Raw genomic sequence first — 19,469 nt, 5'->3', positions numbered from 1 at the left:
GCTTCTGCACCGCCGGTATCGAAGCGCTTCGAGTCGAAGCGCTTCGATACCAGCCGCAGCAGCCCGTCACCGCAGACGGACACCAATGAACACGCGGATTCACAACGAAAGGAGTGCCGACAATGGCACGCAAGAACACCAGGACGGGCGCGACTCGCGTGCTCGTCGCCGTCGGGACGGTCGTCGCGGCGGCGCTCGCACTGTCCGCATGCTCCGGAGGCGGCTCCGGCGATGGCGGCGGCGGCACCGACGGCGCCGGCAAGACGCTGACGCTCTGGCACTACGAAGGCTCCGACAGTGCGATGGCGAAGGCCTGGAACGCGGCCGTCCCGATCTTCGAGAAAGAGACGGGTGCGACGGTCAAGATCGAGGAGAAGTCCTTCGAGCAGATCCAGAAGACGGCGAGCCAGGTGCTCGACACCGATGCGGCCCCTGACCTGATGGAATTCAACAAGGGCAACGCGACCGCCGGGTTCCTCGCCAGCACGGGGCTCATCTCCGACCTCGGCGACGCCGTGGCGAAGTACGGCTGGGACAAGAAGCTCGCGCCGTCGCTGCAGACCACGGCGAAGTACTCCAGCAACGGTGTCATGGGCGGTGACACCTGGTACGGCGTGCCCAACTACGGCGAGTTCGTCGGCGTCTACTACAACCTCGACATGTTCAAGGCCGCGGGTCTGGAGGTGCCGAAGACCTACGACGACTTCGTCAAGGTGCTGGATGCCTTCCTCGCGAAGGGCATCACGCCGCTGGCCGAGGCGGGTGCCGAGTACCCGCTGCAGCAGCTCTGGTATCAGCTCGCCCTCACCAAGGCAGACCGCTCCTGGGTCGACGACTACCAGACCTACAAGAACCCGGTCGACTGGAACGGTGCGGAGACCACGTACGCGTCGCAGACCCTCAAGGACTACGTCGACAAGGGGTACATCGCGAAGGACGTCTCCTCGATCAAGGCCGAAGACGCGGGCGTCTCGTTCATCAACGGCACCTCGCCGATCTTCGTCTCGGGCTCGTGGTGGTATGGCCGCATGGTGAGCGACGCGAAGAACTTCTCCTGGACGCTCGCCGGGTTCCCCGGCTCGAAGCTCTCGCTCGGCTCCTCCGGCAACCTCTGGGTCGTTCCGACGAAGTCGAAGGACAAGGACCTCGCCGAGAAGTTCATCGACATCACGATGAGCCCCGAGATCCAGGCGGTCATCGGCAACTCCGGCGGCGTGCCGGTCGCAGCCAACACCTCCGACATCACCGATCCGAAGAGCAAGGAGCTCATCGACACCTTCAACGGACTGCTCAAGGACGACGCCCTGTCGTTCTACCCGGACTGGCCCGCGCCGGGCTTCTACGACGTCATGGTGCAGGAGCTCCAGGGACTCGTGACCGGTGCGCAGGACGTCGCGACGACGAACGCGCATCTGGACAAGAAGTACACCGAGGGCACGGCGCAGTACCGCTGATCCTCCTGACCCCTGTCGGCCGGTGCGGCGCGTGAAGACACGCGCCGCACCGGTCCACCACCCCTCGACCTGGAGAGCGACATGTCTCGTCCCCTTCGTTCGGCGCGCGTTCTGCCGCCTCCCGAACAACCCGCCATCCCGCAGCGCAGCGGCAGCACGGCCTCGTACTGGCTGTACCTGCTGCCGGGCTTCGTCCTGCTGCTGATCATCATCGTCATCCCCCTCGTGTGGAACGTGTTCCTCACCTTCACGAAGTGGCGGGGAGTGGGGGCCCCGCAGTTCATCGGCCTCGAGAACTGGGCGAAGCTGCTCACCGACGACGACTTCTGGACCTCCTTCGGCAACTCCATCTGGATGGTGCTCGCGATGGTGGTCGTCCCCACGATCGTCGGCCTCACCGTCGCGGCGCTCCTGTTCGACGTCGTCGGACGCAAGTTCGGCGGCAAGGTCGGCAGCTTCCTCCGCGCGACGTACTACCTCCCGCAGATCCTGCCCGTCGCCGTCGCGGGCATCGTCATCGGCTGGATCGTCCGCCCGGGCGAGAACGGTGCGCTCAATCAGATCCTCGGAGCATTCGGCGTCGGCCCCGTGGACTGGCTCGGCCAGATGCCGTCCGCGCTGATCGTGCTGATGGTCGTGCTGGTGTGGGTGCAGCTCGGCTACCCCGTCGTCGTCTTCATGGCGGCGCTTCAGCGTGTCGATCCGGAACTGTACGAAGCGGCGGAGCTCGACGGCGCCAACTGGATGCAGCGGTTCACCGCCATCACGATGACCATCATCCGGCCCGAGATCTTCGTCGTGACCCTCACCTGCACGATCGCCGCTCTCAAGGTCTTCGGACCGGTCTACGTCATCACCCAGGGTGGGCCGGCCGGCTCGACCCTCGTGCCGGCGTACTACGCCTACCTCGAGTTCTTCACGAAGCGCGACGTCGGCTACGGCGCGACGATCGCGACGGTGCTCACGATCGTCGTCGTCATCGTCTCGATCGTGTTCATCCGCGTGCAGACCTCACTCGAACGCAAGGAAAGGGCGGGACTGTGATGGCCTCGGCATCCCTCGTCACCACCACTGCGACGCGCCAGCGCCGCACCCGTGCCCGCGGAGGCATGACCCGGCGTCGGCCCGTCGACTGGCTGCTGCTCGCGCTCGTCGCGATCGGGGCGCTCCTCGTCGTGGCGCCGTTCTACCTCGTCCTGGTCAACTCGTTCAAGTCGCCCATCGACTACGCGACCTCGGGTCCGCTCGCGCTGCCGCAGCACCTCGACGTCACCGGCATCGTCAACTTCTGGCAGCGTGTGGACTTCCCCCGCAAGGTCGGCAACTCCCTGTTCATCTCGGGCGTCGTCGCGGTGCTCGCCGTCCTGATCTCGATGCTCAACGCCTTCGCGATCGGCATCGGGCGCGTGCGCGGGCGCACGGGGATCGTCCTGCTCTTCCTGCTGGCGAACCTGCTGCCGCAGGAGGCTCTGCTCTACCCGCTGTACTACATGTTCAAGTCGGTGGGCCTCTACGACAACCTGTGGTCGGTGATCATCATCTTCACGGTGGTCCAGGCCGCGTTCGGCACGTACCTGCTCTCCTCGGTCTACGGCACGTTCCCCAAGGAGATCCTCGAGGCGGCGTCGCTCGACGGCGCCACCCGCTGGCAGATCCTGTGGCGAGTCGTCTTCCCGATCAGCCGGCCGACCCTGTCGGTGCTGCTCATCTTCTTCTTCATCTGGACGTGGAACGAGTTCCTGATCCCGCTCACGTTCCTGGCATCCAACGACAACCAGACGGTGCCCGTCGCCATCAGCGTGCTGCAGGGCGACCGCCTCATGGACGTCACGACCATCAGTGCGTCGGCGCTGCTGGGCATCATCCCCACGCTCATCTTCTTCCTCATCTTCCAACGCACGCTGACACGCGGCATCACGGCAGGAGCAGTCAAGTAATGAAGTTCACCGATGGATTCTGGCTCATGCGTCCCGGTGTCGAGGTCGACTACGCCGTCGAGGCGTTCGACATCGCCGCCACCGAGGCGACCCCCGACGGGCCGGGCCTGGTCATCCACGCGCCCACGCGCGTCATCGCCAAGCGCGGCGACGTCCTCAACCGGACGCTGCTGACCGTCACGCTGTCCTCGCCGATGGAGGGCGTCGTGCGGGTGCGCGCGACCCACCACGCCGGCGGGCGCTGGCACGGCGGCTTCGACCTGCCCGGGGCCGTGGCGGGCATCGGGGACGTCGAGGTCGGCGAGGCGGGCGGCGTGCTGCGCACCGGTGCGCTCGCGGCCCGTGTCGCACCCGGCGCCCCGTGGGACCTCTCGTTCGAGCTCGACGGCGTGCGCCTCACCGGCAGCGGCACCCGCGCGCTCGGTCGGGCGAGTCTCGCCGCCGACGCCGACGTCGAGACCGGTGTGATCGGCAGTGCCGGTGCCGAAACGGGTGTGCCCTCGTCGTCGCACTACCTGCTCGAACAGCTCGACCTGGGCGTCGGCGAGACCGTGTACGGCCTCGGCGAGCGCTTCGGCCCGGTCGTGAAGAACGGCCAGACGATCGACATCTGGAACGCCGACGGCGGCACCTCCAGCGAGCAGGCCTACAAGAGCGTGCCGTTCTACGTGTCCTCCGGCGGGTACGGCGTTCTGGTCAACGACCCCGGGCACGTGTCGTTCGAGGTCGCGTCCGAGAACGTCGAGCGCGTGCAGTTCTCGGTCTCGGGCGAGACGCTGGAGTACTTCATGATCGCCGGGCCCACTCCCAAGGACGTGCTGGGGCGCTACACGGCGCTCACCGGTCGCCCTCCCGTCGTGCCGGCGTGGTCGTTCGGCACGTGGCTCACGACCTCGTTCACGACGAGCTACGACGAGCAGACCGTGACCTCGTTCATCGAGGGCATGGCCGAGCGTGACCTGCCGCTGTCGGTCTTCCACTTCGACTGCTTCTGGATGCGCGAGTTCAACTGGTGCGACTTCCAGTGGGACACGCGCGTGTTCCCCGATCCGGATGCCATGCTGGACCGGCTGCACGAGCGCGGGCTGCGTCTGTCGGTGTGGATCAACCCGTACATCGCGCAGCGCTCCGCGCTGTTCGACGAGGGCGTCGCCGGCGGCTATTTCGTGAAGCGTCCCGACGGATCGGTGTGGCAGTGGGACCTGTGGGTGCCCGGCATGGCGCTCGTCGACTTCACCAACCCCGAGGCGGTCACCTGGTACCAGTCGCACCTGCGGCGGCTCGTCGCCCAGGGCGTCGATTGCTTCAAGACCGACTTCGGTGAGCGCATCCCGACGAACGTCGTGTGGCACGACGGCTCGGACCCCGAGCGCATGCACAACCTGTACACGCAGCTCTACAACGCGGCCGTGCACGAGGTGCTCGTCTCCGAGCGCGGCGAGGGCGAGGCCGTGCTGTTCGCGCGGTCGGCCACCACGGGTGGACAGACGATGCCGGTGCACTGGGGCGGCGACAACTTCTCGACCTTCGCGTCGATGGCCGAGACGCTGCGCGGCGGACTCTCGCTCGCCTGGAGCGGGTTCTCGTTCTGGAGCCACGACATCGGCGGTTTCGAGGGCACGCCCGACCCGGGCGTGTTCAAGCGCTGGACGGCGTACGGCATGCTGTCCTCGCACAGCCGCTTCCACGGCTCGGACTCGTACCGGGTGCCGTGGGCGTTCGACGACGAGGCGGTCGATGTGGCGCGCCTGTTCTCGAAGCTGAAGCTGCGGCTCATGCCGTACCTGTACGCGGTGGGTCGAGAGGCCTCGGCGACGGGCATCCCGGTCATGCGGCCGATGGCGCTGGAGTTCCCGCACGACCCCGGTACCGCCTATCTCGACCGCCAGTACATGCTGGGCGCCGACCTGCTCGTCGCGCCGGTGTTCTCCGAGTCCGGAGACGTGACGTTCTACCTTCCGGAGGGCACGTGGACGCACCTGCTCAGCGGCGAACAGGTTTCCGGCGGCGGCTGGCGTGCGGAGCGGCACGGGTTCGACTCGCTGCCGGTGTACGTCCGCGGCGGCGCGGTGCTGCCGTGGGGCGCGCGCGACGACCGCCCCGACTACGACTACCTCGACGGGCTGACGCTGCGCGTCTTCCCCGGCGGAGAGGGTATCGCGGAGGTCGTCGTCACGACGCCGGACGGGCGCAGCGAGACCTTCCACGTCGATCGGTCGGAGACCACCGAGTAACAGCACCGGTCGGTGAGCCGTTCGCCCGCCGCCGTTCGCCCTCCGGTCGTCGGAGGGATGAACGGTCGGGCGGGCGGCTCACCCGTCTGCGAGCCAGCGATGCAGCTCGTCGGCGGCGGGCTGTGCCGTGCGGATGAGGGTCTCGTGGTGGTGCCCCGCCACGACGTACGCCGTCGCGTCGGGGATGGCTGCGGCGACCTCTTCGAACCACTCCTGCGGCACGACGACGTCCCACTCGCCCCGGATGACCAGGGTCGCCGCGCGCACCCGGGGGTATGCGTCCTCGGGGCGATGCACGAGCATCGCGTGCATCTTGCGGCGCAGATGCGGCCCCGCACGCAGGTACTCGCGCGCACCGAGCAGCAGGACCTTGCCGCTCTCGCCGAACAGGTCGACGCCCAGCCGCCACAGCTGGCTCCACGGTCGCCGTCGGCGGCGATCGACGGTGGGGGCGACGAGGACGAGTCGGTCGACGGTGTCCGGATGCCGCACCGCGACCTCCGTGACCACCTGCGTCCCCATGGAGTGGCCGAGGAGGACCACCGGACCTCGCCCGAGGTGCGCCACATAGGCGGCCACGAGGTCGGCCATCCGCTCGATGGCAGGGGTGCGCGGCGGCTCAGGCGCCTCACCGTAGCCGGGCAGGTCGACCGCGATGACGACCGCGCCGTCCTGCAGGTGCTTCACGAGGTCGGCGAACACCTTTCGCCCCATGCCGATGCCGTGGACGAGCACGAAGGTCCGCGGCGACGCGAGATCGCCCCGACGCTCGGCGATGAGGGTCGACCCGTCGTGGGTGAACTCCTCGATGTCGCCGTCGTCGGTGGGCACGCCCGTGGCCTCGTCGACGGCACGGTCGAGGGCATCCGTCGCCTCGTCGACGATCTCGTCCACGCGGTCTCTCACGGCATCGGCGGCCGCGGCGGGGTCGGGGGAAACGCTGTCGTCGGAAGGCATCTCTCCACCCTATGACGCACCGCTCGGCACCCTGCGGTCGGCGCCGCAGACGCGGACGGGGGCCGTCCGAACGATCGGACGACCCCCGCCGTGTCTCGCGTGCCGGTCAGCCGCAGGAGACCGCCGTGTACGGTGTCGAGCGCTCGAACCGGACGGTCTTGCCGTCCTTCGTCGCCGAGCCCTGGACGGTGATCTCGCCGCTCGGGATGGCGCCCACGCGGGTCGAGATGGCCGCCGAGAGCGTCTTGCCGGCGGCGACCGCACCCCACGACCTCGTTCCGTACGCGCCCGTCGCGGAGAGCGTCACGGGGATGCTCTCGCCGTTGGTGACCGTGACGACCTGCACGACCTTGCCCGCCACGCACCGCGTGGTGACCGACGTCGTCACGTTCAGAACCGGCTCGGGAGCGGGGAGGACGGTCACCGTCCGCGTCACCGTGCGGAAGGCGGGGGCCAGCTCCTCCTCACGCGTCTGGTTCAGCACGGCGGAGCCGTCGACGGCGAAGTGGACGGTCTTCACCCGTGCGTGGCGGCTGGGATCGTTCAGCCCGCCGTCGGCGCCGGCCGGCCATTCCGACACGGGCGGGCGCGCGTGGTACACGATCACGGGGTTGCCGTTCTCGTCGAGCGTGAACGAGTTGTGTCCCGGACCGTTCTGCGCGCCGCCGAAGTCGTCCGAGGTCAGCAGCGGATAGCCCGTCTTCGTCCACGTCGCGGGGTTCATGAGGTCTCCGTCCAGCGGAGCGCGCAGCATGCCCACCGCGTACGTCTCGTTGACTTCCGACGCGGAGAAGAAGACGAACACCTCGCGGTCGCTGGCGATGACCGCGGGGCCCTCGTTGATGACCTGGCTGGATGTCCGCTCCCACGCGTAATTGGGCGTCGACAGCAGGATCGACCGGCTCGTCAGCTGCGTCGGGTCGGACGGGTCGATCTCGGCCATCCGCAGATCCGAGCTGCCGGGCTTCTCGGCCCAGACGAGGTAGTGCTTGCCCGCCGCCTCGAAGTAGGTCATGTCCAGCGAGAAGCTGGTGAACGCCGCGGAGTCGCCCGGCGCAGCCTTCACGTAGCCGAGCACCTTCCAGTTGGAGGCGACCATCGGGTCGCTGTCACCGGGGGCGCGCATGATCGTGGGGCGGATGTCCCACACGTTCGAGCTCCTGCTCGAGGTGAACAGGATGTACCAGTCGCCGTTGATGCGGTGCAGCTCCGGCGCCCAGAAGTAGCGGTAGTTGTCGGATGCCACCGTCGAGCCGTTCGACGTGTCGGGCGAGGCGGCGCCCCGCGCCCACAGCAGGACGTTCTCGGACGCCGTCGTCAGCCCGTTGATCGAGTCGGCGCGCCGCAGCACGATCCGGTCGTAGCCGACCCCGGGCTTGGCCTGGGTGGTCGGGTAGGAGCCGGTCAGGTAGTACTCGGCGCTGCCCGTGCGCTCGTCGTCGCGGTAGACCCAGGGGTCGGCGCGTTCGGGGACGAGGATGCCCTTGGCATCCCCGTACGTCGGCTGACGGACGGTTCCGGTCACGGTGTAGCTCCCTGCGCGCGAGAGGTCGACGCCGCTGGTGTCCCAGTCCACTCCGAGCTTCTTGGACGATCCGTCCGAGTACCCGAGGTCGACCTTCGACGGCAGATCCAGGGTGCCGCCGGCCTGCACCGTCAGATCGGGCCCCGCGTCGACCGAAGTGTTGACGATGCGACCGAGCGCCGTCTGCACACGGGTGAGCTCGGCCTGGCTGACGCGCAGGGCGGATGCCTCGACCGCTCCCGTGGGCAGCCCCGTCACGCTCGGCACCGTCGACGGCGAGGTCGCGACCGGCGCGCTGAAGGTGGAGAAGTCCGCGGTGGTCACCTCGTACGCGGAACCGGACGGGGTGCGCAGCGTCAGCCGGTACTGCCGTGTGCCGTTGTCGTAGCGGACGTCGGCGCGCGAGACGACGATGCCCTGCGTGTTCGTCAGCGCCCACTTCTGGTCGGTGAAGGTCACGAGGTCCTTCGACGAGTAGACGAAGATGCGTCCGTTGCTGGCGTTGTCGCTCGCGACCAGGCCGAAGGTGCCGTCGGGCTTCCGGAACAGCGTCGGGTTGGCGAATCGCGAGGTGCCGGTGCCGTAGGTCGGGTAGAGGACGCCCTTGTCGTTGTTGAGGGCGACGAGGGATGCCCCGTCCGCTCCGGCGGCCAGGTGCAGCACGTCGGTGCGCGCGGTGTCGCCGCTGCGCACATACGCCGCGACCTGACCGACGTCGCGCGAGCGCACCGTCACGTCGTAGGTGCGGCTCGCCGTGCGCCCGTCGCGCGTGAAGGTCGCCGTCAGGGTCGCCGTCGCGTCCGCGTCGCCGCGCTTGACGGCGCCTGCGGGGGAGAGCACCGCCGGCGCGGACGAGGCCCAGCCGACGGTTGCGCCCTGCCACTGCGATGCCAGGGCGACGTCCTGCGCGGTCACCCGGATGCCGAGGTCGAAGGCATCGGCGGAGCGCTCGAGATCGCGCTGCGCGTCGAGCGCCGGGACCATCACCGTGTAGTCGCGCGTGAGCGAGCGTCCGGCGAGGGTCAAAGTGGCGGTGAGCGTCACCGTGGCATCCCCCTCGCCGTCGCCGGGCCGCGTGAGGCGGCCGTCGGAGGCGATCACGCCGGGCGTCGAGGATGCCCAGGAGATGTGCGACAGGTTCGTGGCGCCGGTGGCGGGCAGAGTGAGATCGCTCGTCGCCTCGCTCGGCAGGGTGAGGGCGTCGGCATCCGCGGTGAGCGCAGCCTGGGTCTGGGCCGCGGAGGTGCGCTCGTTGCCGTGGAAGAGCTCGGCGACCTGTGCCGCGGAATACGCCGTGGTCGCGACCAGGACGTCGTCCACACCGCCCTTGTAGTACGGGTCGTTGTACGTGGAGCGTCCGATGTAGCCCACCAGCCCGGTGCCGAACTGCGACACGGTGCGCGACGTGGCGACGGTGCCCACCAGGGCCCCGTTGTAGTAGCCGGTGATCGAGGTCGGGGTGATGACCGTGGTGTACATCGCCCACTCGCTGCCTGTGGTGGGTCCGTTCACGCCCTGCGATCCCGTGGTGGGGGAGATGCCGTACTCGGTGTTCCAGGGCGACGACGGCTGGCTGCCGTTGGTGATCACCGTCTTGAAGCGGCCCGCGGGGTTGCGCGGGTTCAGCAGCCAGTACTGCGCCGGGGCCGAACCGGTGCCCGACCCGAAGAACATGGCCGCGTAGTTTCCGGAGCCGGTGTCGTTGCGCAGCCAGGTCGACACGGTGAGCGTGTCCTTGCCATCGAAGATGCCGGCCGGGAAGCGGACGTAGCCCGCACCGCTGCCGGCGCCGCCGCCGGGCAGGGTGAGCTCCCCTCCCGACACCCGCGCGCCCGTGCCGACGATCGTGCCGTCGTTGCCGTGACCCGAGACGTCGGTGACGACGCCGTCGACGGCGAAGTCGTAGTGCACGAGCACGTCGGGGTCGGGGGTCGTGGCGGCCAGCGCCGATACGGGGACCAGAGTGCTCAGGGCGAGGGCGGCGATCGCCGCTCCCGCCGCGCTCACTCGTCGCCATGACTTCATTGCCATGTGAACCTCTCCATTGTGGATCCATGCCCTCCTGGGGGTGAGGGCATCACTTTTCACGGTATCGCGTTACCGCTCACAATTGGGCGTGTCGTTACCGAGACGTGACTCTCGAAACCCTGGACGGAGTGCCGCATCGCTGAGTAAAGTGAGCGCTAACACCCTGTCCGACGACGTGCAGAGAAGTACACGCATTCACATGAGACGGTTCCCCCACCGCATCACGGTCCCCGCCGCCCCGCGCGGCGCCCGTCATCGCCGCTCCGGCGACCCTGCGGCGCGGTGCCGGCGCATCCACCGCACCGCACGATGTCGGACATCGGCGACGCCCCGCCTCAACGGGCGAACGACCGCTTCGCGCGGGACATCGACGCACAGCAGCGTCCGGCAACAAGGAGATAACCGACGATGAGATCACCTTCCTCCCCTTCGAGGGCATCCACCGGGCGGCGGTGGGCAGCGGCCGCGGTCAGCGGCGTCCTGGCGCTGACCGGCGTCGGAATCGCCGCGCCGGCGGCGTACGCCGACACCGCGCCTGCCCCCTCGGCGCACTACGACATGTCGCACAGCGGAACCTCGTTGCTCGACGTGTCGGGCAACGGCCGCAACGCCACCCTGACCGGACTCACCGACGCGTCGTTCGCGGATGCCGCCGGTGACGCCGTGCTGCGCTTCCGCGCCGACGGCTACGCCTCCCTCCCGAAGGGCCTGATCACGGCATCCGACAACGACTTCACGGTCGAGTACACGGTGTCGACCCAGACCTCGGCGAACCACTTCGGCTGGGTCATCGGTGACGGCGTGGGCGCGTGGAACACGACGCAGCTCGGCAACCACATCTTCCTCAGCCCGCGCTCGGCGCAGGGCGGCTACGCGAACCAGGTGCTCTCGGCGATCCGCGTGAAAAGCGGCAGCAGCAACGGCGAGACGCGCCTTCCCGCCGGAGGGGGCCTCAACCCCGGGTTCACCACGCTGACGATGGTCGGCTCGGGCAACACCCTGACGCTGTACCGCGACGGAGAGCAGATCTCGACGCTGTCCCACTCGCTCTCGCTCAGCTCCATCATCCCCAGCGGCTCGGTGCTCGGCTACCTCGGGCGGTCGTTGTATCAGGGCGATCCGCTCCTGCGGGCCGATGTCTCCGACGTGAAGTTCTGGGACGTCGCCCTGACCCCCGGAGAGGTGACGGCGAGCATGCCGACGGCGCAGCAGAAGAGCGCCTCGACCTCCGCGCTGCTGCGCGGAGACGTTCTCGCCCAGATGCTCGGCGCGAACACCTCGCTCACCAGCGTCTCGTCGAACCTCACCCTGCCGGCGACCGTCAACGGCGTCGGGCTCACGTGGTCTTCCTCCGCTCCGTCGGTCGTCTCCACGAGCGGCGTCGTCTCTCGGGCCGTCACCAGCGACACCCCCGTGACGCTCACGGCCGCGACCTCGCTCGGCGCGACGCTCGCGTTCGACGTGACCGTCGTGGCGCCGCGCGTGGCCGCCGACCTCGACGCCATCGTCCTCGCGACGCGGACCACCGAGAACCTGCCGCTCACGACCACCGGCCCCGTCAACGGCGCCGCGATCACCTGGTCCTCGTCCGATCCGGCCCTCGTGACCGGCACGGATGCCGCGTACACCGCGCCGGCGGTGGGACTGGCCGATCCGTACCGCGGCGGCGGCCTCGTCGCGCGCCCGGCCTACGGCTCGGGCGACCGCACCGTGACCCTCACGGCACGTGCCGACCTCAACGGCGCGTCGGCGGAGCGCTCCTTCGAGGTCACCGTCGCCGAGCACGGACGTTCTGCGCCCGATGCCGGCTACGCGGCGGCCTACTTCAAATCCGACAGCGACGAGAAGATCTACCAGGCGGCCACGTCGGGCAACGACTTCTTCACGTTCTCGCCCGTCAACGGCGGCAAGGCGGTCATCACCTCCACCACCGACACCAAGGGCCTGCGCGATCCGTACATCCTGCGCTCGAAGGACGGCGACAAGTACTACATGGTCGCCACCGACCTCTGCATCGGCTGCGGCACCGGATGGGGCCCCGCCCAGTCCCAGGGAAGCCTGAAGATCGAAGTGTGGGAGTCCACCGACCTCGTCACCTGGACGCGCACCAACGGCGAGAACACCGGCATCACGGTCAACCAGCCGGCCGCGGGCATGACCTGGGCGCCCGAGGCGTACTGGGACGACGATCTGCAGTCCTACGTCGTGTTCTTCGCCTCCCGGCTCTACTCGGATGCGAGCCACTCGAACACCGACAAGCTGTACGCCCGGATGTTCGCCGTGCTCACTCGTGACTTCCGCACGTTCACCGCGCCGCCGGCATCGTGGCAGGACACCGGGTACTCGCGCATCGACTCGACGGTGACCAAGATCGGGGACTACTACTACCGCTTCACCAAGAACGAGGAGAACGGCGCCGCCGGGCCACTGGAGGCGGGCAAGGACATCTTCCTCGAGCGTTCGAAGGTGCTCACCGCACCGACGACCGAGTCGAGCTGGACGGCCGACCCGGCCACGACGTGGCAGCTCGTCGACACCCGGATGACCTCGCTCAAGACCAACCAGGCCGGTGAAGGCCCCGAGATCATCAAGCTCAACGACGGTGACCCGAACAACACCGGCGACGGCTACGTGTTCCTCGTCGACAACTACAGTGCCGGCGGCTATCGCGCGTTCGTCACGAACGGAGACGCGATCGCCTCCAGCACCCAGAACGACCGTCTCTCGCGTCGGTCGGACTGGAACGTCCGCGCACCCGGCGGCCTGCCCGCGAGCCCCCGGCACGGGGCGTTCGTGAGCGTCTCGCAGGGCGTGCTCGACGCGATGCACGGCTGGACCGGCATCGCCGCGACCGCCTCGACGACGACGCTCTCGCACGAGGGCCGCAGCGTCACCGCGCACGTCGCGGCCGCCGACCGAGGCGACGTGGCGGGCACGGTGACCTTCTCCGGAGGCACCTGGTCGGCGACGGCGACCGTCCGGGGCGGTGCCGCTTCGGTCGAGGTCCCCGCCGGTGTCGCCGCGGTCACGGCGAGCTACGACGGATACACCGACGGACGCGTCTCGCCGTCGTCCTCGGCGCCGCTCGCGCTCGGCCCGGACGTCTCGGCGGCAGTCACCACGCGGTGCGTGGCCGGAAAGGTCGTCGAGGTCGTGACCGTCACGAACGCGTCCACCACGTCGGTCTCTGCCGTCGTCACCGGTCGCTACGGCACGCGGACCGTCACGGTTTCGGCGGGCAAGAGCATGTCGCTCGCGTTCTCGACGCGCGTCGCGTCGACGACCGCCGGGTCCGTCTCGGTCGTCGCGACGGCGTCCGGCGATGCCGGCACGACGTCCCTCACGGTGACGGCGAACGCCACCACCTGCGGCTGATCGGCAGATGGGGGCGGGGCGGCGCAGGCCGCCCCGCCCCCATCGTCGTCTCCGGTGCGGTGGTCCCCGGTGTCCGCGCCGGAGGTAGCCTGGGGGCGATGACCTCTCCTGCGACCGCCAGCATCCCGCTCGATCGCGGCCAGCGCTGGCGCGCCTTCTGGGTGTGCGTCTCGGTCGCGGCGCTCACGATCCTCGACCTCAGCAAGGTCAATGTCGCCCTCCCGTCCATCGAGCAGGCGCTGGGCGCGCAGTCCACGCAGCTGCAGATCGTCGTCTCCGGATACGTGCTGCTGTTCGGCCTCGCGCTCGTGCCGTTCGGCCGGCTCGGCGATCAGCGCTCCCGGCGGCGACTCTTCCTCATCGGGCTCTGTCTTTTCACCGTCACCAGCATCGTCTGCGCGACGGCGCCCACGACCGAGATCCTGCTCGCCGGGCGGCTCGTGCAGGGGCTGGCCGCCGGCATCCAGATGCCGCAGGTCATCGGCACCATCCAGCAGCTCTTCACCGGTGCGGAGCGCGGCCGCGCGTTCGGTCTGTTCGGCGCCACCATCGGCGTCGCAACGGCGATCGGGCCGACCCTCGGCGGCCTGATGATCGCCCTCGGCGGCCCCACCGACGGATGGCGGTGGATCTTCTGGCTCAACGTGCCGCTGTGTCTCGCCGTGCTCGCCGGTGTCGTCTGGCTGCTTCCGGCCACCCGGCGCGCGACCCCGGGGCGGCTGCAGCTCGACCCTGTCGGTCTCGCGCTGTTCACCGTCATGATCGTCAGCCTCATGTGGCCGTTCCTGTTCACGACCGGCTCGCCCGATGACGACCCCCGCCGATGGTGGACGCTCGCCGCGTTCGGCGTCGTCGCCGCGGCGTTCGTCTGGTGGGAGCGGCGCTACGAGGCATCCGGTCGTGCACCGCTCGTGCCCTTCCGACTGTTCTCGATCGCGTCCTATCGCAACGGGACGCTGATCGCCGCGACCTATTTCACCGCGATCCCGGCGCTGTTCCTGCTGACGACGCTGTTCCTGCAGCTCGGTGTCGGGCTCGAGCCCGTCTTCGCCGGCATGGTCTCGATCGGCTTCGCCCTGGCGAGCGCCGTGAGCGCCTGGTACGGCGGCAACCTCGTCACCCGTCTGGGCCGGCCTCTCGTCGTGTGGGGACTGGGGATCGTCCTCACCTCGGTCATCGTGCTCGCCGTGGTCGCCTACACCGTTCCCGCCGAGATCGTCGCGTATGCGATGGCCGGGGTCATGCTCGTCGCCGGCGTGGGCGCGGGGCTCGTCGTGGCGCCGAACCAGACGCTGACGCTCGCCGAGATCCCGACGAGCTCCGGCGGCCTCGCCGGTTCGGTCGGCCAGCTCGGACAGCGGATCGGCACCGCCGTCGGCACGGCGGTCGCCCTCTCGCTGTTCTACTCCGCGATCTACCGCGACGAGGCCGCGGACGAGCACGGCATCGATGTGTTCCACGACGCATACGCCTACGGCATGGTCTCCGTCGCCGTCTTCGTCTCGCTCGCCTTCCTGCTCGGAGTCGCCGACCTCGTCTCGCGCCGGCGCGGCGCGGCGAGCCGCGGCTGAACGCCCGTCGCCGCTCGATCACGACCCCCGCGACGGTCGAGGCGTCGGCCGATCGCCGCGGGTTGGTTCGGAGATGTCCGTGCCCCCGAATAGCGTGGGAGCATGCGGATCCTGCACACCTCGGACTGGCACATCGGGCGGACCTTCCACGGCCACGCGACGCTCGATGCCCTCCGTGGCGTGCTCGAGGCGCTGACCGATCAGGTGCGCGAGCACGACGTCGACGTCGTGGTGGTCGCCGGTGACGTCTTCGACTCGGCCACCCCCGCGGCGGGGTGCTACACACTGCTGTCCGACACGCTCCGCGCGCTCGCGGACACCGGCGCTCAGGTCGTCGTGACCAGCGGCAACCACGACTCCGCCGCACGTCTGGGGTTTCAAGCGGGGCTCCTGCGCGACGGCATCCACGTGCTCACGGACCCTGGCCGCATCGCCGAGCCGGTCACCGTCGTCGACGCGGACGGTCCCGTCCACATCTACGGCATCCCCTTCCTCGAGCCCGCGCTGCTGCGCCACGAATGGGCGGGCGTCCGCTCGCAGGCGGATGTTCTGACGCACGCGATGGATCTCGTCCGCGCCGATCTCGCGGAGCGTCGCGGCTCGGATCCGCACGCGCGGTCGGTCGCGATGGCGCACTGTTTCGCTGCGGGCGTCGAGCCGACCCCGCATCTCGAGCGCGACATCCAGCAGGGCGGTCTCGATGTCGTCCCGCTGGCGGCATTCGACGGGGTCGACTACGTCGCGCTCGGGCACATCCACGGGCGACAGCAGCTGGCGCCCCACATCCGTTACGCCGGGGCTCCGCTGCACTACTCCTTCGGTGAGGGCGACAAACCGCGCGGGTCGTGGTTGATCGAGCTGGGGGCCGAGGGCTTCTCGGGGGCGCACTGGCTGCCGTTGCCGGTGCCCCGACGTCTCATGACGCTGCGGGGCGAGCTCGACGACCTGCTCTCCGACACCGCCCATGCCGAGGCGGAGGCGGCCTGGGTCAGCGTCGAGTACACGGATGCCCTGCCGCAGGCCGATCCGCTGCGCCGGCTGCAGCAGCGGTTCCCCCATTGCGCCGCGGTCGTGCACGCACCGGTGGGGGCGCAGACGGGCGACGCGCGGACCTACGTGCAGAGGGTGCGCGCTGCGCGCACCGATCAGGAGCTGGTGGATGCGTTCCTCGCGCACGTGCGTGCGGGCGAGGGCGCGAGTGATCGCGAGAGCGACGTCCTGCGCGACGTGCTCGACGAGCGCACCCGGGCGGAGGCGCTTGCGTGAGCGTTCTCGGGCGCATTCCGGCCGGCGCCGTCGAGGCCGTGTCGGCGGGCGGCGATGTCGGCGCGGGGGGCGCCGGGTGAGGCTGCACACGCTCGAGCTCACCGGGTTCGGTCCTTTCCGCGAGACGCAGCGGGTCGACTTCGACGCGTTCGCCGACGACGGCGTCTTCCTGATCACGGGGCGCACCGGGGCGGGTAAATCGAGCATTCTCGACGGGGTGAGCTTCGCCCTCTACGGCACCGTGCCGCGCTACGAGGGCGCGGACAAGCGTCTGCGCAGCGACCACTGCGCTCTCACCGATCCGACCGAGGTGCGACTCGAGTTCACGATCGGCGACGCCCGGTGGCGGGTGACGCGATCGCCCGACTACGAGCGGCCCGCCAAGCGCGGGGGCGGGCTCACGACCGAGATCGCCCGGGCCGAACTCGACGAGCTCGTCGGCGGCGTGTGGGTCGGTCGCGCCGCGCGGCCCCGCGACGTCGGTCTCGCCCTCGGAGAGCTGCTCGGCCTCGGGGCGCAGCAGTTCCAGCAGGTCATCCTGCTCGCCCAGAACAAGTTCTCCCGCTTCTTGCTCGCCCCCGGCGACGAACGGCAGACGCTGCTGCGCGCGCTGTTCGGAACGCGGCGGTTCGAGCAGTACCGCGACGAGCTCGACCGGCGTCGGCGCGAGACCCAGAAGAGGCTCGACGCCGCCGGCGGTCATGCGCGAACGCTCATCGGCCTCGCCGACGCGCTCGTCGTCGAGCACGCACTCGGGCCGCACCCCACGGACGATGACGACCCCGCCTCGGACTCGCCGCCCATTGCCCGACCCGACGACCTCTCTGCTCGTCGCGTCGCGCTGATCGACGCGATGACGCGCACCGACTACCTCGTCGAGCAGACCGTGACCGAGCAGCAGCTGAGCGATGCCGCCTGGCGCGCCGCGGCGGCGTCGCACACCGCGCTCGAAGACCGGGCGCGGCGCGGTCGCGAGCGGGCGGCGCTCAGGCAGCGGCTGGACGACCTGGACGCGCGTGCGCCCGAGATCGACGCAGACCGGGCGCGGCACGATCGGGCACGGTACGCAGAGACGCTGCGGGCCCCGATCGAGCTGCTCGAGCGCGCCGACCGCGCGTGGCAGGAGGCGGAGAGGGCTCGCGAAGCCGCTCTCGCCGCGTGGGTCGCGTCCGGCGGATCGCCGGAGGCCGACCCCGCGGCACGGATCGACGAGCTGACCGCCGACCTCGCGCGCTGGGCGGATGCCGCCGCGCTCGAGCGCGCTCAGGCCGATCTCCGCGGACGTATCGAGGCGCAGGCCGCCGAGGTCACCCGATTCGACGAGGCGCTCGCCGAGCTCGCGACGCGTCTCGCGGCGATCCCCGACGAGCGCGCGCGGCTCGATGCGGAGATCGATCGAGCCCGCGCAGGCGCCGCCCGCGTCGACGACCTGCGGCGACGCCACGTCGAGGTCGCCGCCCAATGCGAGGCCGCGCGCGAGGCCGCGGCGCTCGCACAGACGAGCGACGCCGCCGAACGCCGCCACCTCGCGGCCAGCGACGACGCCGCCCTCGCCGCGGCGGCGGTGGCGGAGCTGCTGCGCCGCCGGTGGGCGGGAGCCGCAGGCGAACTGGCCGAGCATCTCGTCGACGGCGAGCCCTGCGCGGTCTGCGGATCCCTCGCTCACCCGCATCCGGCGGTGCGGTCAGGCGACCCCGTCACCGACGACCACCTCGCCGCCGCCGAAGACCGGCGCGACCGGACGGCGGTCGCAGCGGCGGATGCCGCGGAGGCGGCCCGCGCGGCGCGGGACCTCCTGTCCGAGACGCGGGCCCGCTCGGGCGATCGCGAGCTCGCCGCCGTGGAGGCGGCCCTGCTGCTCATCCGCGACGAGCTCGAGACGGCGGAGTCCGACGCGCGGGCACTCGTGCGTCTTGCGGAGCAGCGCGAGGCTCTCACCGCTCTCGCCGAGAGCGCGGCACGCGAGAGCGCGACCGTCGCCGAACAGCGTGCGGAGCGCTCCGACGCGCTCGCCGCCGCACGGGCCGACGTCGCGCGCGCCGACGCCGTGATCTCCGACGCCCGTGGATCGTTCCGCAGCGTCGCCGAGCGCGTCGCCGATGGAGAGGTCTCCCGCGCGCTCGCGCGCACCCTCGTCGAGGCCGTGCACACCGCCGCCGAGCGGCAGCGGTCGCAACGGTCGGCGCGCGCCGACCTCGATACGCGGCTGGCCTCGAGCGGCTTCGAGACCGTCGACGCGGCGCGCGCGGCTCTTCTCCCGGCATCCGAGCGGGATGAGCTCGACGCACGCCTCACTGCCCACGCCGCCGAGCTGCGGGCGACGCGTGAGCGCCTGCTCGAGCTCGAACTCGACCTGGCCGACGCCGGCGAGGAGGCCACGGATGCCGGCGTCGCAGCTTCCGCCGAAACGGTCGAGGCCGCCGACGCGCGCCGCACCGCGGCGATCGCCGCGGCACGGGATGCCAATCTCACCGCGCACCGCCTGCGCGAGCTCGTGCAGCAGATCGACGACGCGATGGCCGATGTCGACGGCGTCGCGGCTGAGGCCGCGGTCGTCGGCCGCCTCGCCGACACCGTCTCGGGGCGCGCCCCCAACACGATGAAGATGGATCTCGAGACGTTCGTGCTCGCCGCCGAGCTCGAGGAGATCGTCGCCGCGGCGAACCTCCGTCTGTCGGAGATGTCCGCGGGGCGGTACACGCTCCACCATTCCGACGCCCGGGCATCACGAGGCCGCGCCTCGGGTCTCGGCATCGACGTGCTCGATGCGCACACGGGCAAGCTGAGGGCGCCGCACTCCCTCTCCGGAGGGGAGACCTTCCTCGCCTCGCTCGCGCTGGCCCTGGGGCTCGGCGAGGTCGTGACCTCGCGCGCAGGGGGCATCCGTCTCGACACGCTGTTCGTCGACGAGGGGTTCGGCTCGCTCGACCCCGAGACGCTCGAGCTCGCGATGCGCACCCTGGACGATCTGCGGGCCGGCGGGCGCACCGTCGGTGTGATCAGCCACGTCGAGGCGATGAAGGAACAGCTCCCCGCGCAGCTGCTCGTCGAGGCGACCGGCGAGGGGCCCAGCCGCATCCGTCAGGACGGGGTCGAGGCCGCCTGAGGGTTCGCGGCGGCGA

10 protein-coding genes are annotated in these 19,469 nt (G+C 70.3%); 8 read left to right on the top strand and 2 right to left on the bottom strand.

What is annotated here, in order from left to right; all coding sequences use genetic code 11:
• Positions 1-122: 122 nt before the first annotated feature.
• The 4 genes from JOE64_RS12285 (at position 123) to yicI (ending at position 5,625) form a co-directional block, all read left to right on the top strand.
• Positions 123-1,454 carry an ABC transporter substrate-binding protein gene (locus JOE64_RS12285; RefSeq protein WP_204964521.1) on the top strand — a complete coding sequence of 444 codons (1,332 nt, stop codon included), beginning with the start codon at positions 123-125 and terminating at the stop codon, positions 1,452-1,454.
• Positions 1,455-1,535: 81 nt separating this feature from the next.
• Positions 1,536-2,498, top strand: coding sequence for a carbohydrate ABC transporter permease (locus JOE64_RS12280; protein WP_204964520.1), 963 nt, complete (start codon positions 1,536-1,538; stop codon positions 2,496-2,498).
• Positions 2,498-3,391 carry a carbohydrate ABC transporter permease gene (locus JOE64_RS12275; RefSeq protein ID WP_204964519.1) on the top strand — a complete coding sequence of 298 codons (894 nt, stop codon included), beginning with the start codon at positions 2,498-2,500 and terminating at the stop codon, positions 3,389-3,391. The genes JOE64_RS12280 and JOE64_RS12275 overlap by 1 nt, the downstream gene beginning before the upstream one ends.
• Positions 3,391-5,625, top strand: coding sequence for an alpha-xylosidase (gene yicI, locus JOE64_RS12270; RefSeq protein ID WP_204964518.1), 2,235 nt, complete (start codon positions 3,391-3,393; stop codon positions 5,623-5,625). Before JOE64_RS12275 ends, yicI begins: the two co-directional genes overlap by 1 nt.
• 78 nt (positions 5,626-5,703) lie before the next feature.
• Here the strand turns inward: yicI and JOE64_RS12265 are convergent, their stop codons facing one another.
• Entirely contained in the window at positions 5,704-6,582 is an 879-nt protein-coding gene (locus tag JOE64_RS12265) for an alpha/beta fold hydrolase (RefSeq protein ID WP_204964517.1), read from the bottom strand.
• Positions 6,583-6,688: 106 nt separating this feature from the next.
• On the bottom strand, positions 6,689-10,138 hold the full coding sequence (locus tag JOE64_RS12260) for a family 43 glycosylhydrolase (protein ID WP_204964516.1): 3,450 nt from the start codon (positions 10,136-10,138) through the stop codon (positions 6,689-6,691).
• A 405-nt stretch (positions 10,139-10,543) separates the two neighbouring features.
• Between JOE64_RS12260 and JOE64_RS12255 the strand changes: the two genes are divergently transcribed.
• From JOE64_RS12255 to JOE64_RS12240, 4 genes are all read left to right on the top strand, one after another.
• Complete coding sequence (locus JOE64_RS12255; RefSeq protein ID WP_204964515.1) at positions 10,544-13,510, top strand: immunoglobulin-like domain-containing protein; 2,967 nt, start codon at positions 10,544-10,546, stop codon at positions 13,508-13,510.
• A gap of 98 nt (positions 13,511-13,608) precedes the next feature.
• A complete protein-coding gene (locus JOE64_RS12250) occupies positions 13,609-15,081 on the top strand; it encodes an MFS transporter (RefSeq protein WP_204964514.1) in 1,473 nt (490 codons plus the stop codon).
• A gap of 102 nt (positions 15,082-15,183) precedes the next feature.
• Positions 15,184-16,347 (top strand): exonuclease SbcCD subunit D, encoded by a 1,164-nt coding sequence (locus JOE64_RS12245; protein ID WP_204964513.1) that lies wholly within the window; start codon positions 15,184-15,186, stop codon positions 16,345-16,347.
• Positions 16,348-16,423: 76 nt separating this feature from the next.
• Positions 16,424-19,453, top strand: coding sequence for an AAA family ATPase (locus tag JOE64_RS12240; RefSeq protein ID WP_204964512.1), 3,030 nt, complete (start codon positions 16,424-16,426; stop codon positions 19,451-19,453).
• Positions 19,454-19,469 lie beyond the last annotated feature (16 nt).

The sequence above is a fragment of the Microbacterium dextranolyticum genome (assembly GCF_016907295.1).
In the GTDB taxonomy this organism is placed as follows: Bacteria; Actinomycetota; Actinomycetes; order Actinomycetales; family Microbacteriaceae; genus Microbacterium; species Microbacterium dextranolyticum.
Note: the sequence above shows the minus strand (reverse complement) of the source record. Positions and strands in the feature narration are given on the sequence as shown.